The 13602-nt window shown below is 74.3% G+C and carries 15 protein-coding genes; 11 read left to right on the forward strand and 4 right to left on the reverse strand.

The window, feature by feature from the left end; genetic code table 11:
• Positions 1-176 precede the first annotated feature (176 nt).
• From AB0O29_RS30790 to AB0O29_RS30800, 3 genes are all read left to right on the forward strand, one after another.
• A complete protein-coding gene (locus AB0O29_RS30790; RefSeq protein WP_365158100.1) occupies positions 177-1547 on the forward strand; it encodes a peptidase C39 family protein in 1371 nt (456 codons plus the stop codon).
• 118 nt (positions 1548-1665) lie between these two features.
• On the forward strand, positions 1666-2094 hold the full coding sequence (locus AB0O29_RS30795; RefSeq protein ID WP_365158103.1) for an SPW repeat protein: 429 nt from the start codon (positions 1666-1668) through the stop codon (positions 2092-2094).
• A gap of 147 nt (positions 2095-2241) precedes the next feature.
• Positions 2242-2391, forward strand: coding sequence for an SCO1431 family membrane protein (locus AB0O29_RS30800; RefSeq protein WP_365158106.1), 150 nt, complete (start codon positions 2242-2244; stop codon positions 2389-2391).
• A 15-nt stretch (positions 2392-2406) separates the two neighbouring features.
• Here the strand turns inward: AB0O29_RS30800 and AB0O29_RS30805 are convergent, their stop codons facing one another.
• Both AB0O29_RS30805 and AB0O29_RS30810 read right to left on the reverse strand, forming a co-directional pair.
• Entirely contained in the window at positions 2407-3348 is a 942-nt protein-coding gene (locus tag AB0O29_RS30805; protein ID WP_365158109.1) for a DUF6114 domain-containing protein, read from the reverse strand.
• Complete coding sequence (locus AB0O29_RS30810) at positions 3336-3953, reverse strand: DUF6230 family protein (protein WP_365158112.1); 618 nt, start codon at positions 3951-3953, stop codon at positions 3336-3338. Before AB0O29_RS30810 ends, AB0O29_RS30805 begins: the two co-directional genes overlap by 13 nt.
• A 129-nt stretch (positions 3954-4082) precedes the next feature.
• Here AB0O29_RS30810 and AB0O29_RS30815 point away from each other — a divergent pair, with 129 nt between their 5' ends.
• Both AB0O29_RS30815 and AB0O29_RS30820 read left to right on the forward strand, forming a co-directional pair.
• The gene (locus tag AB0O29_RS30815; protein WP_365158115.1) at positions 4083-4745 is read left to right on the forward strand and encodes a TetR/AcrR family transcriptional regulator; all 663 of its coding nucleotides are present in this window, start codon (positions 4083-4085) and stop codon (positions 4743-4745) included.
• Between the two features lie 156 nt (positions 4746-4901).
• Positions 4902-6074, forward strand: coding sequence for an acyl-CoA dehydrogenase family protein (locus AB0O29_RS30820; protein WP_365158117.1), 1173 nt, complete (start codon positions 4902-4904; stop codon positions 6072-6074).
• Between the two features lie 57 nt (positions 6075-6131).
• Here AB0O29_RS30820 and AB0O29_RS30825 read toward each other — a convergent pair whose 3' ends face one another.
• The gene (locus AB0O29_RS30825; RefSeq protein WP_365158120.1) at positions 6132-6383 is read right to left on the reverse strand and encodes a hypothetical protein; all 252 of its coding nucleotides are present in this window, start codon (positions 6381-6383) and stop codon (positions 6132-6134) included.
• Between the two features lie 303 nt (positions 6384-6686).
• On the opposite strand from AB0O29_RS30825, the gene AB0O29_RS30830 reads away from it, so the two are divergent.
• The gene (locus tag AB0O29_RS30830; RefSeq protein ID WP_365158123.1) at positions 6687-7820 is read left to right on the forward strand and encodes a hypothetical protein; all 1134 of its coding nucleotides are present in this window, start codon (positions 6687-6689) and stop codon (positions 7818-7820) included.
• 46 nt (positions 7821-7866) lie between these two features.
• Positions 7867-8955 carry a phosphotransferase family protein gene (locus AB0O29_RS30835; RefSeq protein WP_365158125.1) on the forward strand — a complete coding sequence of 363 codons (1089 nt, stop codon included), beginning with the start codon at positions 7867-7869 and terminating at the stop codon, positions 8953-8955.
• Between the two features lie 6 nt (positions 8956-8961).
• Here the strand turns inward: AB0O29_RS30835 and AB0O29_RS30840 are convergent, their stop codons facing one another.
• On the reverse strand, positions 8962-9411 hold the full coding sequence (locus tag AB0O29_RS30840) for a hypothetical protein (protein WP_365158128.1): 450 nt from the start codon (positions 9409-9411) through the stop codon (positions 8962-8964).
• A gap of 218 nt (positions 9412-9629) precedes the next feature.
• Here AB0O29_RS30840 and AB0O29_RS30845 point away from each other — a divergent pair, with 218 nt between their 5' ends.
• From AB0O29_RS30845 to fxsA, 4 genes are all read left to right on the forward strand, one after another.
• Positions 9630-10070, forward strand: a complete 441-nt coding sequence (locus tag AB0O29_RS30845; RefSeq protein ID WP_030240692.1) for an Lrp/AsnC family transcriptional regulator — start codon at positions 9630-9632, stop codon at positions 10068-10070.
• Positions 10071-10175: 105 nt separating this feature from the next.
• Positions 10176-11804: an amidohydrolase gene (locus tag AB0O29_RS30850; protein WP_365158131.1), complete on the forward strand. Its 1629-nt coding sequence runs from the start codon at positions 10176-10178 to the stop codon at positions 11802-11804.
• A 328-nt stretch (positions 11805-12132) separates the two neighbouring features.
• Entirely contained in the window at positions 12133-12900 is a 768-nt protein-coding gene (locus AB0O29_RS30855) for a polyprenol monophosphomannose synthase (RefSeq protein WP_365158133.1), read from the forward strand.
• 71 nt (positions 12901-12971) lie between these two features.
• Positions 12972-13602, forward strand: a 631-nt coding sequence (gene fxsA, locus AB0O29_RS30860; protein WP_365158136.1) for an FxsA family membrane protein, incomplete at its 3' end; no start/stop codon positions are given.

Genomic DNA, 13602 nt, shown 5'->3' on the forward strand with positions numbered 1-13602 from the left:
CCGAAATCCAGCCCCGCCGGCGTTTGAGGCGCGGGGGTCCGGGGGCGGAGCCCCCGGGAGGCGCCGCGCAGCGGGACCGGCCCCCGACACGAGCCGCACGCTTCACGACCCCGCCCCGGGGAACTGGAATGGTGGATCAGCCCGATCCACCACACCGACCCCTGGGGGCCACGCAGATGACCGCACCCACCCCGCGCCGGGCCCTCCTGGCCCTCGCCCTCGCCGCAGCCACGGCATCCGCCCTGCCCACGGCCGGCCGGGCCGCCGCGGCCACCGGAGCCCCCGACGGCACCGCCGCCGCGGCGACCGGCACCGTCGACAACCGCTTCTGGTACACCCACGCCCACTGGCTCGCCGGCACCCACCGCGGCACGGCCGCCGTCGACGGCACCCGCCCCGGGCTGGAGATCGCGGCGCCCGCCGGCCGCACCGACTACACCGACCCGCACACCGGCCGGAAGTCCACCTGGGAGTACGCCGCCTGGACCTCCCCCGTGCACCGCTCCACCGTCCCCGCCACCGAGGCCATCGCCTCCTGGAACGCCCGGACCCCGGCCGGCACCTGGATCCAGACCGAACTGCGCGTCACCTACCCCGACGGCACCGTCGGCCCCTGGTACGTGATGGGCCGCTGGGCGGCTGGGGACGGCGACATCCGCCGCACCTCCGTCGACGGCCAGGGCGACGGCCGCACCGCCGTCTCGACGGACACCCTGGCCGTGGACGGCCCGGCCGCGGCGGACGGGGTGCGGATCACGCACTGGCAGCTGCGCCTGACCCTGTACCGCCGTCCCGGCGCCGCCGGCGGGCCCACGGTCTGGCTGGCCGGAGCGATGGCCTCCGCCGTCCCGGACCGGTTCACCGTCCCGGCGTCCGCCCCCTCGGGCAGGGCCCACGAGCTGAAGGTCCCGCGCTACTCCCAGGAAGTGCACACCGGCCAGTACCCGGAGTACGACAACGGCGGCGAGGCCTGGTGCAGCCCCACCTCCAGCCAGATGATCATCGAGTACTGGGGCCGCAGGCCCACCGCCGCCGCCCTGGCCTGGGTCGATCCGGGATACGCCGACCCCCAGGTCTGCCACGCGGCCCGCTCCACCTACGACGCCGCCTACAAGGGCTGCGGGAACTGGCCCTTCAACGCCGCCTACGCCGCGACCTACCGCGACATGGCCGGCGTCGTCACCCGCCTCGGCTCCCTCGCCGACCTGGAGGCCCTGGTGGCCGCCGGGATCCCGGCCATCACCTCCCAGTCCTTCCTGCGCGAGGAGCTGACCGGAGCCGGCTACGGCACCGCGGGCCACCTGATGACCGTGATCGGGTTCACCGCGGCCGGGGACGTGATCGCCAACGACCCGAACTCGGCGGACAACACCGCGGTCCGCCGCGTCTACAAGCGGCGCGAGTGGGAGAACGTCTGGCTGCGGACCAAGCGCCGCAACGCGGCCGGCAAGACCGTCTCCGGCAGCGGCGGCGTCTGCTACCTCTACGCCCCGGCCCGGCCGACGGCCGCCCAGATCGCCGCGCTGCGGCAGGTCGGGGTGCTGTGAGGGGGAGGCGGCGCCGGATCCCGCCGGAAACCGCCGAACAACCGTTGCTCCGGATGGCTTAACGGGCTGATTATGGGCATAAAGGGCATATAAGGCTTCTCATAGGAGGCAGCCCACCATGACCACCCATCCGAACATCGAACACCACCCGGACCTCGTCGAAATGCGGACTCGGTTCGAGCGGGTGACGGCCACCCCCGCCGCGCAGGCCGTGGAGGCGCTGGCCCTGATCACGGGCCTGTACCTGGCGGCCTCGGCGTGGATCGCCGGGTTCAGCGCGCTGAGCCCGCTGGCCATCAACAACCTCATCGCCGGCGCGGCCTTCTGCCTGTGCATGGGCGGCCTGGGCTCGGCGTACGAACGGACGCACGCGATGGCCTGGACCGCGGTCGCGATCGGCGCCTGGACCATCGTGGCCCCCTGGGTCATGGCCGGTGCGATGGACACCACCCGCAGTGTCGTCAGCAACGTCATCACCGGCGCGGTCGCCCTGTGCCTCGGCCTGGCCATGGTGGCCATCGGCGGACGCCCGCGCACGACCACCTGACCCGGACCGCGAACGCCGTACGCCACCGGGCCCCGGCCGGTCCTCCGCAGCGCGGAGGCCGCCGGGGCCCGGTGGCGTACGGCCCGCGCCGCCCTGTGACCCTTGCCATATACCGTGAATGCCGCGAACGCTGGCACATTGGACGGCATGACCGCACACACCGCCACCCTCACCGCCCGCGCCCGGCGCCTCGTCGGCACCGGCGGCCCCAAGGACTCCGCCTGGCTGGAGCACGTGCTCGGCTGGACGCTGGTGGTCGTCGTGGCCATGTTCGTCACCCAGGTCGGCTGGCTGTAGGCCCGTCCTCCGGGCTCAGGACGCCTCCAGCCGCAGCCCGTCGGTGACGATCACGTCCGAGGTGACCAGCGCCTGCTCGGCGCTGACCCGGGTCATGAACACGAACGGCGGGATGACCGGGGGAGCCGGCAGCCCGTCCGGGCTGAACGTCACGCACAGCAGCCCCTCGATGCACCCGCTGAACCGCGTCAGGTACAGCGTCACGTCCCCGCGCAGCTCCAACGACCGGGCGGCCAGCCCGTACTCGCCCCCGCCGTCGCGGGTGCGCAGCCGGTAGTCCCGCAGCGAGGCCGCCGCCATCTTCAGGACGAGGACCCGGCGCGGGCCGTCCGCGGTCGCCACCTCGGTGACCCCGGCCAGGGCGAACCCCTGCGGGGCGAAGAGCGAGGTGGTCACCGTCGGGGGAGTACGGGCGGCCGGCGGCGGCCCCTGCCCTGCGGCCGGCTCCGCCCGCGCCGGCGGAGTCCCGGCGGCCAGCGCCGCCAGCAGCGCCACCGGCAGCGCGACGGCCAGCACCCGGGGCGGGCCCGGCGCCCCCGGGACCGGCTCGTCCCGGCTCCGCCGGTAGGGGCCCTCCTCCCCGCCCTCCTCCCCGCCGTCCGGCAGCGGGGTCCACCCGAAGGCCAGGGCGCCGCCCGCGATGCCCAGCAGGGCGCCGACGAAGAAGCCGCCCAGGTTGGTCGCGACGAAGGACACCACCGACAGCAGCAGGGCGTGCACCGAGACGTAGGCCCGGGCCTGCGGCAGGTACCAGAGGAACAGCCCCGCGAGGATCAGCGCGGCCCCGATCCCGATGGCCGCGATCCCGCCCAGACCCAGGCCGACCAGCACCGTCAGCGGCGAGAGCGGGACCAGCAGCAGCTCGGTCCCGCCCAGCACCAGCAGCAGCCCGCCCCAGAACGGACGGCCCCGCCGCCAGACCCGCAGCCGCGCCCGCCGGTCCGCTAGGTGAAGCACGGGGCCCCGCCGAGACTGACGCCGAGGCGCAGCCCCTTGAGCCGGAAGTTGCCGCCGGTGGCCGACCAGGCGTGCGACCGCACCCCCGCGACCTCGATGTTCCCCGCCTGGAGCCCGAACTTGCCCGGCTCGCCCCGCACCCCGTCCACCTGGTCGAGGGTGGAGGCGTCCCGGCCGATCTGCGCCGTGCCGAAGGTGGCGTCGCCGACGAGGTCCTCGCCGTCGATGACCAGGTTGGTGGCGGTCACGTCCCCGGCCGGGCCGCCCGCCGTCAGTTTGAACACCACCGGGCCCAGCGGGGTGTCCACCTTCGCGGACTGGCAGATGTCGCTCAGGGTGGCCTCCCCGATCCCCAGCAGCGCCACCGGGTGCCCCGTGCCGTCGGCGGAGCGGTCGGTGTGCACGTACGAGGCGAGCCCCTTGCTGCTCAGCTTCGACGAGGAGACCTGGAAACTCGTCCCCGATACGGCGAAGGACGCGGCGAGCGCGCCCTGTGCCATGACCACGGCCAGCACCCCGACGGCCGCGACCGCCGGCAGCGCCACGGCCGCCGATTTCCTCCAGTTGACCCGGCCTTCGGCGGGCTTCGTGCCGTCCTTGCCCATGCGGCCCCTCCCGTACACTGCGGGAATTCCTGTGGCGGACAGTTCGACGCTTCGAGGCTAGGGCCGGATTTGAATAATAGTCAACAGAGCGGCAAGACCGGCCGATCGCAGGTTCGCAGGGCCGAACTCATGGCGATCGGGCGGAAGTTGTTCGCCGAGACCTCGTACGACGCCCTCTCCATGGACGACATCGCCCAGCACGCGGGGGTCGCCAAGGGGCTCGTCTACTACTACTTCAAGAGCAAGCGCGGCTACTACCTGGCCGTCGTCGAGGACTCGGTCGCCCAGCTCGTCGCCCGGGCCACCGGCGAGCCCGAACTGCCGGGCGCGCAGCGGCTGCGCCGTACCGTCGACGGCTACCTCCACTACGCCGAGCACCACCGCGCCGCCTACCGCACCATCGTCACCGGCGGGGTCGGCTCCGACGCCGAGGTGCTCGCGATACGCGACGCCGTGCGCGAGGAGCTGCTCGCCGCCATCGCCGAGGGCGCGTACGGCCGCCGCACCGTGCCGCCGCTGGCCCGGCTCGCCCTCGTCGGCTGGCTCTCCGGGGTGGAGGGCACCACCCTCGACTGGACCGGCGCCCCCGAGGGCGAGGGCGAGGGCGAGGGCGAGGCCGGGGACGGGGGCCGGCCCGACCGGTCCGCGGTCGCCGGGCTCCTCGTCCGGCAGCTGCGCGCGACCTTCACGGTGATCGAGGGGCTCGTCCCCGAATGTCCCGCTCCTCCGGTGAGCCCCGAGGAGGCTTCGAGCGCCCCGGATGATCATGGCAATCCTGTACCGGTGACGTAAAGCGCCTGATCGGGCATACTCAAGCCGCCGCAGCCGCTGTTCGAGCCCTTCCGTGACCCGGGAGGGCAGCATCGGCTGTGAGAGCACCGAGATCCGGTGGCGCGTACCACACCTCACGCGTCGCCGCCGTGCCCGACGAGGGAGGAGAGCGCCGCCATGACCGACCGCGCCCCGCAGCCGGTGGACCGTCAGCTGCCCACCGAGGAGTCCCGGGACCTCCTCGCGCTCGTACGCGAGATCGCCCAGAGGGAGATCCGCCCCAACGCCGCCGACGAGGAGGACGCCGGGCGCTTCCCCCGCGAGGTCTTCACCCTGCTCTCCGAGTCCGGGCTGCTGGGCCTCCCGTACGCGGGCGAGTTCGGCGGCGGCGACCAGCCGTACGAGGTCTACCTCCAGGTCCTGGAGGAGCTCGCGGCCGCCCGCCTGACCGTGGGCCTGGGCGTCAGCGTCCACTCGCTGGCCTGCCACGGCCTCGCCGGGTACGGCACCAAGGAGCAGCGCGCCGCCCACCTGCCCGACATGCTCGGCGGCGGGCTGCTCGGCGCCTACTGCCTCTCCGAGCCGGCCTCCGGCTCGGACGCCGCCTCGCTGACCACCAAGGCCGTGCGCGACGGCGACGACTGGGTGATCACCGGCACCAAGGCCTGGATCACCCACGGCGGGGTCGCCGACTTCTACACCGTCCTCGCCCGCACCGGCGCCCCCGGCGCCAAGGGCATCACGGCCTTCCTCGTCCCCGGTGACGCCGAGGGCCTGACGGCCGCCGTCCCCGAGAAGAAGATGGGCATGAAGGGCTCGCCCACCGCCCAGCTGCACTTCGACGGCGTGCGCGTCCCCGACGCCCGGCGGATCGGCGAGGAGGGGCAGGGCTTCACCATCGCGCTGGCCGCCCTCGACGCCGGCCGCCTCGGGATCGCCGCCTGCGCCATCGGCGTCGCCCAGGCCGCCCTCGACGAGGCCGTCTCCTACGCCCTCGGCCGCCACCAGTTCGGGCACCCGATCGCCGACTTCCAGGGGCTGCGCTTCATGCTGGCCGACATGGCCACCAAGATCGAGGCGGGCCGGGCGCTCTACCTCGCGGCCGCGCGGCTGCGCGACGCGGGCAAGCCGTTCTCCCGGCAGGCGGCGATGGCCAAGCTGTTCTGCACGGACGCGGCCATGGCCGTCACCACGGACGCGGTCCAGATCCTCGGCGGCTACGGCTACACCGCGGACTTCCCGGTGGAGCGCCTGATGCGCGAGGCGAAGGTGCTCCAGATCGTGGAGGGCACCAACCAGATCCAGCGCATGGTCATCGCCCGCCACCTGGCCGGCCCCGAGACCCGCTGACGACCGGCCGCAGGGGCCGCGCCGGCGGGCAGCCGGAGCGGCCCCTGCGGCGTTCCCTCAGCCGAAGAGCGGACCCGACGGCCAGATCGGGGAGGAGGCGATCCGGGACCAGTCCGGATCGTGCCGGCCCGGCAGGGTCCTCCCGTCGGCGGCCCAGCGGGCGAGCAGCGCCGCGTAGACCGGCGGGTCGGGCTGCCCGCGGTGCCCCTGCGCCCCCGGCCGGGGCTGCTCGGGCGCCGGGTGCCGGACGCTCTGCGCGGCGGGCTGCGGCACCGCCTGCGGATATGCCTGCGGATGTGCCTGCGGCACCGCCTGCGGAAGTCCCTGCCGAACCGATTCTTCGTAGCCCGGCGGGGTGGGACGCCGCCTGCGTCCCGCTCTCGGCGATGGCGTCTCGAGGGTGGTCATGCAGGGCCAACGCGGGACCCGACGCACGGGTAACCCCCGCCCCTCCGCGCCCATCCGTTCGAGCCTTCCCACGCGCGCGCCGGTGGCCAGGAGTGCCGTGCTGTCAGGGTGTGCCACAACCCTGGTCGCGGGAGCGATATCTGACGTACCGTCATATCCGCTCGCCCGGCGCCGCGCCGGCACCCGCGCCCAGGAGGTTCGCCCATGCCCGCCGACCGTCCCGTGCCCCTCGACGAGTACCCCGTCCACCAGGCCCCGCTCTCGATGAAGCACCTGGTCACGGGCGACCGCAACGCCTACGACCGCTGCATCTTCCACGTCTTCGACCACGCCGGCCGCGCCGTCCTCATCCTCGGCCTCGGCGTCTACCCCAACGCCGGGGTCATCGACGCCTACGCCACCCTCCGGCTCGGCGACGAGCTCCTCGCCGTCCGCGCCTCCGACGCGCTGACCGACGACCGCATGAACCTCTCGGTCGGCCCCCTGTCGATCACCGTGGACGTCCCGCTCCGACGGCTCACCCTGCGCTGCGACCCCGACCCCGGGGACCCGCGCGGACTCTCGTACGAGATCACCTGGACCGCCGAGTTCCCCGCCGTCTGGGAGCCCCACCACATCCAGCGGCGCGGCGACCGCCTCATGCTGGAGGGCCGCCGCTTCGTCCAGGCCGGCAACGTCACCGGCACCGTCCGCGCCCGCGGCGAGGAGTTCACCCTGACCCCGGGGGAGTGGACCGGAACCCGCGACCGCAGCTGGGGCGTGCGCCCGATACCCGGCGAGGACGGCGGCCGCGCCGCCGAGGAGATGCGCCCCGAGGGCTTCCACTGGCTCTGGATCCCCGTCCGCTTCGAGGACCGCTTCGTCATGGTCATCGCCCAGGAGGACGCCGACGGCCACCGCACCCTGAACGAGGCCGTCCAGGTCTTCCCCGAGGGCACGGGCCGCCACGACGTCCAGCTCGGCTGGCCCCACACCGAGATCCGCTACCGCCCCGGGAGCCGACACCCCGAACGGGCCGTCGTCCACCTCACCGACCCCTCTCGCAAACCCCTCGAACTCGGGGTGGAGATCCTCAACTCCTCCCCGCTGGCCGTGGGCGCCGGCTACCCGCCCGCCGCCGACTGGCAGCACGGCAGCTGGCAGGGCCGCGGCTGGACCGACCGCCGCGCCTACGACCTCTCCGATCCCGCCGCCCACCCCATGGCCGCCTTCGGGGTCACCGACCACTCGGCCCGCTTCACCCTCGACGGCCGCACCGGCTTCGGCATCTTCGAACACGGCAGCTTCGGCCGCCACGACCCCAGCGGCTTCGCCGACTACACCTCGGTCGCCCCCTGACCGGCCCCGATCCGGCTCAGGAGCCCCAAGAGTTGAGGAGTTCGACATGACGGCACCGCGCCCCCGCACCTCCACCCGCGAACCCGAGGAACTCGGCCGCCGCCTCACGGCCTGGCTCGACCGCCGGCTGCCCGGCGCCAAGGTCACCGGCACCTCCGTGCCCGGCTCCAACGGCATGTCCAGCGAGACCCTGCTCTTCGACGTCGACCACCCCGACGCCCCCGTCCGCGCCTGCGCCCTGCGCCTGGCCGCCGACCCGGCCGCCTACACCGTCTTCCCCTCCTACGACATGCCCCGCCAGCACCGCGTGATGGCCCTGGTCGCCGAGCACACCGACCTCCCCGTCCCGCGGGTGCTCTGGCTGGAGGAGGACCCCGCCCCGCTCGGCTCGCCGTTCTTCGTGATGGCCCGCGCCGAGGGCCGCGTACCGCCCGACGTCATGCCCTACACCTACGAGGGCAACTGGCTGCACTCCGCGACCGACGCCGAACGCGCCGAGCTCCAGGAGGCCAGCATCTCCCTCCTCGCCCGCCTGCACGACCAGGTGCCGGCCGGGGAGGCCGCCTTCCTGCTCCCGCCCGGCGAGGGCAGCCCGCTGCGCCGCCACGTCGAATCCCAGCGCGCCTACTACGCGTGGGTGGTGGACGGACTGGCCCGCTCGCCCCTCCTCGAACGGGCCTTCGACCGGCTGGAGGAACTCTGGCCGGCCGACGAGGGCGACCCCGTCCTCAACTGGGGCGACGCCCGCATCGGCAACGTGGTCTACGACGGCTTCCGGCCCGCGGCGGTCCTCGACTGGGAGATGGCCGCCTGCGCCCCGCGCGAGGTCGACCTCGGCTGGACCGTCTACCTCCACCGCTTCTTCCAGGACCTGACGGTCGGCTTCGGCCAGCCCGGCCTGCCGGACTTCCTGCGCCGCGAGGACCTGGAACGCCGGTACGCCGAGCTCACCGGGCACACCCCGAGGGACATGGAGTTCCACACCCTCTACGCCGCCCTGCGGCACGGCATCGTGATGCTGCGCATCGCCTACCGGCAGGCGTACTTCGGGGAGGTCGAGGTCCCCGCGGACCCGGACGGGCTGATCCTGCACCATGCCGGCCTGGCCGCCATGGTGCAGGGAACCTACTGGTAGCGCGGGTCAGGCGGCCTGCGCGTGCTGGCGCTTCTCCGGCAGCGCGGCCGCCGCCGGCCGCACCGGACGCGAGCCCGGACCGCCGACGTGCGAGAAGGGCTGCGTCCGCCAGTCGAGGCCCTGCGGCAGCGTGAGGTGCACGACGGCCTCCAGCTCGGACTGCTCCGACTGGAGCAGCCCCACCGTCGGCAGCGCGTCCGAAACCGGCCGGCCCGTACCCGCGCACACCGTGAGCCCGAACGGGTTCCACGGGGTCAGGCACAGGGCGTGCTCCGGGAGGTGCTCCTCGTCCGCGACGAGGGCGATCGACTGCCCGCAGTCGGGGCAGACCGCGTGGTGGATCTCGAACCCCTCGGCGTCGGCGGGTTCGAGGTAGTCGTCGTCGTCCGCGTACTCGGCGGCGAGCGGTTCCAGGGGCTCCGGTTCGGTGCGACCGGCGCGCGTGGTGTTCAGCATGGATGTACTCCCCCTTGGGTGGGCCGGGCGGGCAAGGTTCTTCGGCCACGGCCACAGCAAGCACTTCCCGTCGAGCGGCACGAGTAACCACCAGAGCGGGATGTACGCCCGTACATGTCTGTGGCTTTGGTCACATGCCCGCCGCAGGTGCCGCTTCTGCGTGGACACCGCTGTGCCTGGAGCGGTCCTGGGCCTTAGGTTGAGCGGCTATGAGCGCAATGGAGGAGCTGGACCGCCAGATCGTGGATCTGCTCGTGCGGGACGGGCGGATGAGCTACACGGATCTGGGCAAGGCCACCGGACTGTCCACATCGGCCGTCCACCAGCGAGTACGCCGTCTGGAACAGCGCGGAGTGATCCGCGGCTACGCGGCCGTGGTCGACCCCGAGGCCGTCGGGCTCCCCCTCACGGCCTTCATCTCGGTCAAGCCGTTCGACCCGAGCGCGCCGGACGACATCGCGGAGCGGCTGGCGGGCGTACCCGAGATCGAGGCCTGCCACAGCGTCGCGGGCGACGAGAACTACATCCTGAAGGTCCGCGTGGCCACCCCCCTGGAACTGGAGGACCTCCTGGGCCGCCTCAGGGCCCTGGCCCACGTCTCCACCCGCACCACAGTGGTCCTCAGCACCCCCTATGAGGCCCGTCCGCCGCGCGTATAGCCCCGCCGGCGTTCGAGGCGCGGGGTCCGGGGCGGAGCCCCGGGAAACGGCGAAAGGGCGGGGCGGGGGAAAACTCACCCCCCGGCAGGGGCGAGACTGGTGCCCATGACTGACCGCACCGCCCCCTCCGCCGAAGCCGCCGGAGCACCCCGCACGCTCCTCCTCCGCGGAGGCGAGGTGCACAGCCCCGCCGACCCCTTCGCCACGGCGATGGTCGTCGAGCGCGGCCACATCGCCTGGGTCGGCTCCGAAGGCGCCGCCGACGCCTTCGCGCAGGGCGTGGACGAGGTCGTCGACCTCGGCGGGGCGCTCGTCACCCCCGCCTTCACCGACGCGCACGTCCACGCCACCTCCACCGGCCTGGCCCTCACCGGCCTCGACCTCACCGCCGCCCGCTCCCTCGCCGAGGCCCTGGACCTCGTCCGGGCGTACGCCGCGCGCCGCCCCGCCGACCGGGTGCTCCTCGGCCACGGCTGGGACGCCGCCCGCTGGCCCGAGCGCCGCGCCCCGCGCCGTTCCGAGCTCGACGAGGCCACCGGCGGCCGCCCGCTCTACCTCAGCCGCGTCGACGTCCACTCGGCGGTGGTCACCACGGCCCTCCTGGACCTGGTCCCCGGCGTCCACCCGCACGGCGACGACGAGCCCCTCACCAAGGACGACCACCACGCCGTCCGCCGGGGCGCGCTCGACGCCCTCACCCCGGCCCAGCGCGCCGAGGCCCAGCGGGCCGCCCTCGACCGGGCCGCCTCCCTCGGCATCGGCTCCGTGCACGAGTGCGGCGGCCCCGACATCTCCTCCGCCGAGGACTTCGCGGGCCTGCTGGCCCTGGCCGCCGAACGCCCCGGCCCGCGCGTCCACGGCTACTGGGCCGACCGGGACCTCGCCCTGGCCCGCGAGCTGGGCGCGGTCGGCGCCGCCGGCGACCTCTTCGTGGACGGGGCCCTCGGCTCGCACACGGCCTGCCTGCACGCCCCGTACGCCGACGCCGCGCACACCGGCACCGGCTACCTGGACGCCGCCGAGATCGCCGCGCACGTCGCCGCCTGCACCGAGGAGGGCCTCCAGGCCGGGTTCCACGCCATCGGCGACGCCGCCGTCACCGCCGTGGTCGAGGGCGTCCGCGCGGCCGCCGAGAAGGTGGGCCTCGACCGGATCCGGGCCGCCCGGCACCGTGTCGAGCACGCCGAGATGATGACCCCGGAGACCATCGCGGCCTTCGCCGAGCTGGGCCTGACCGCCTCCGTGCAGCCGGCCTTCGACGCCGCCTGGGGCGGCGAGGACGGCATGTACGCCGACCGGCTCGGCGCCGAGCGGGCCCGCACCCTCAACCCGTACGCGGCCATGCTCAAGGCCGGCGTCCCGCTCGCCTTCGGCTCCGACGCCCCGGTGACCCCGCTCGACCCCTGGGGCACGGTCCGCGCGGCCGCCTTCCACCGCACCCCCGGCCACCGGATCTCCGTACGGGCCGCCTTCGCCGCCCACACCCGGGGCGGCTGGCGGGCGCTGGGCCGCGACGACGCGGGCATCCTGGTGCCCGGCGCGCCCGCCGACTACGCGGTCTGGGAGACCGGGGCGCTGGTGGTCCAGGCCCCCGACGACCGGGTGGCCCGCTGGTCCACCGACCCCCGCTCCGGGACCCCCGGCCTGCCGGACCTGAGCCCGGGCGGGGAACTGCCCGTGTGCCTGAAGACGGTCGTGGGCGGCCGGGAGGTTTTCGTACGCCCACAGGGGTGATCCGCCGGGCATCGGCTCGGTACCGGCGGCCCCGCCCGGATAGGTTCGCCCGGGTCCACCGGCAGGACGCCGGACCGGAGGGAGCCGACCGTTCAGCGCACCCGAGCCTCGGGGGCGAGGGAAGGTTTCACCGGGGCGGCGGGTGGCACCGGATCGGACCCGGCGGTCCAGTAGACAACGGTCAGGGCGGCCCGCAGCCAGCGGGCCCCGGTCCGGCCCGAAGGACCGCCGGGCCCCGATCGCTGTTCTAAAATCATCCTGCTGTGACGGGCCCGTCGAGGGTGCCCCGCAGTGGTCCGACTCCACGAAAGACACGCAAGGGGAACCGGTGAGCGACGGCGGACAGCGGACCTTGGGGCCGCTCGGCACCACGCTGGTGATCATTCCGACCTACAACGAGGCGGAGAACATCGGCCGGATCGTGGGCCGGGTCCGTACGGCGGTCCCCGAGGCGCACGTGCTCGTCGCGGACGACAACAGCCCCGACGGCACCGGCAAGCTCGCCGACGAGCTCGCGGCCGGGGACGAGCAGGTCCACGTCCTGCACCGCAAGGGCAAGGAGGGGCTCGGCGCCGCCTACCTGGCGGGCTTCGCCTGGGGCCTGGAGCACGGCTACGGGGTCCTCGTGGAGATGGACGCCGACGGCTCCCACCAGCCGGAGGAGCTGCCGCGCCTGCTGACCGCGCTGTCCGGCGCGGACCTCGTCCTCGGCTCCCGCTGGGTGCCGGGCGGCCGGGTCGTGAACTGGCCCAAGAGCCGGGAGTTCCTCTCCCGCGGCGGCTCCACCTACTCCCGGCTGATGCTGGACGTCCCGATCCGGGACGTCACCGGCGGCTACCGCGCCTTCCGCCGCGAGACGCTGGAGGGGCTCGGCCTGGACGAGGTGGCCTCGGCCGGCTACTGCTTCCAGGTCGACCTGGCCCGCCGGGCGGTCCGCCGGGGCTTCCGCGTGGTGGAGGTGCCCATCACCTTCGTGGAGCGCGAGCTCGGCGACAGCAAGATGAGCAAGGACATCGTGGTCGAGGCCCTGTGGCGGGTCACCCGCTGGGGCCTGGGCGAGCGCGTGGCCAAGCTCACGGGCAAGCGCCCCTCCTGACCGTCCCCTAGGGGGTGTCCGGTACCTCCGGCTGAGGTCGCTTTTACGCCCGCCCGGGCACACTGGGTGGTATGAGTAGCGGTACTTCGACGCCCACGGCCCCCCGGCAGCGTCCGCGCGCCCGTACGTTCCTCCCGCTGGCGGTGGCCGGCTGGCTGATCCTGGAGATCTGGCTGCTCAGCCTGGTCGCCGGCGCGGCCGGCGGGTTCACCGTGGCGGCGCTGCTCGCGGGCGGGCTGGTGCTGGGCGTGGTGGTCATCAAGCGCGCCGGGCGGCGGGCCTTCAAGAACCTGACGCGGACCTTCCAGCAGGCGCAGGAGCAGGCGATGGCCGGCGGGACGCCGACGCCCCCGCAGCCCTCCCGGGGCTCCGGCAACGGCATGACCATGCTGGCCGGGCTCCTGCTGATCCTGCCCGGGCTGCTCTCCGACGTGGCCGGCCTGCTCCTGCTGCTGCCTCCCGTACGGGCCCTCGCGGCCCGTCTGGCCGGGCGCTCGCTGGAGCGGAAGATGTCCGCCGGCGCCCCGGGCGGCTTCGGTGACGCCTACACGCAGGCCCGGATCCACTTCCCCGACGGCAAGGTGGTCCAGGGCCAGGTGATCCGCGAGGACGGCTCCCCGGCCGGACCGGCCGGCCCCGACACGGGTCACCGCCCGCCGCAGTTCGAGGAGTTCGCGCTTGAGCTGGTAGATCCGGCCCGCG

Origin of the sequence: Streptomyces sp. NPDC089915 (assembly GCF_040684675.1) — a bacterium.
GTDB lineage: Bacteria > Actinomycetota > Actinomycetes > Streptomycetales > Streptomycetaceae > Streptomyces.

What these genes read in the sequence shown, in the direction of transcription:
- AB0O29_RS30790 (WP_365158100.1), top strand. Translation starts at nt 177, where the DNA reads ATGACCGCACCCACCCCGCGCCGGGCCCTCCTGGCCCTCGCCCTCGCC.
- AB0O29_RS30795 (WP_365158103.1), top strand. Translation starts at nt 1,666, where the DNA reads ATGACCACCCATCCGAACATCGAACACCACCCGGACCTCGTCGAAATG.
- AB0O29_RS30820 (WP_365158117.1), top strand. Translation starts at nt 4,902, where the DNA reads ATGACCGACCGCGCCCCGCAGCCGGTGGACCGTCAGCTGCCCACCGAG.
- AB0O29_RS30815 (WP_365158115.1), top strand. Translation starts at nt 4,083, where the DNA reads ATGGCGATCGGGCGGAAGTTGTTCGCCGAGACCTCGTACGACGCCCTC.
- AB0O29_RS30850 (WP_365158131.1), top strand. Translation starts at nt 10,176, where the DNA reads ATGACTGACCGCACCGCCCCCTCCGCCGAAGCCGCCGGAGCACCCCGC.
- AB0O29_RS30835 (WP_365158125.1), top strand. Translation starts at nt 7,867, where the DNA reads ATGACGGCACCGCGCCCCCGCACCTCCACCCGCGAACCCGAGGAACTC.
- AB0O29_RS30800 (WP_365158106.1), top strand. Translation starts at nt 2,242, where the DNA reads ATGACCGCACACACCGCCACCCTCACCGCCCGCGCCCGGCGCCTCGTC.
- AB0O29_RS30830 (WP_365158123.1), top strand. Translation starts at nt 6,687, where the DNA reads ATGCCCGCCGACCGTCCCGTGCCCCTCGACGAGTACCCCGTCCACCAG.
- AB0O29_RS30840 (WP_365158128.1), bottom strand. Translation starts at nt 9,411, where the DNA reads ATGCTGAACACCACGCGCGCCGGTCGCACCGAACCGGAGCCCCTGGAA.
- AB0O29_RS30845 (WP_030240692.1), top strand. Translation starts at nt 9,630, where the DNA reads ATGGAGGAGCTGGACCGCCAGATCGTGGATCTGCTCGTGCGGGACGGG.
- AB0O29_RS30810 (WP_365158112.1), bottom strand. Translation starts at nt 3,953, where the DNA reads ATGGGCAAGGACGGCACGAAGCCCGCCGAAGGCCGGGTCAACTGGAGG.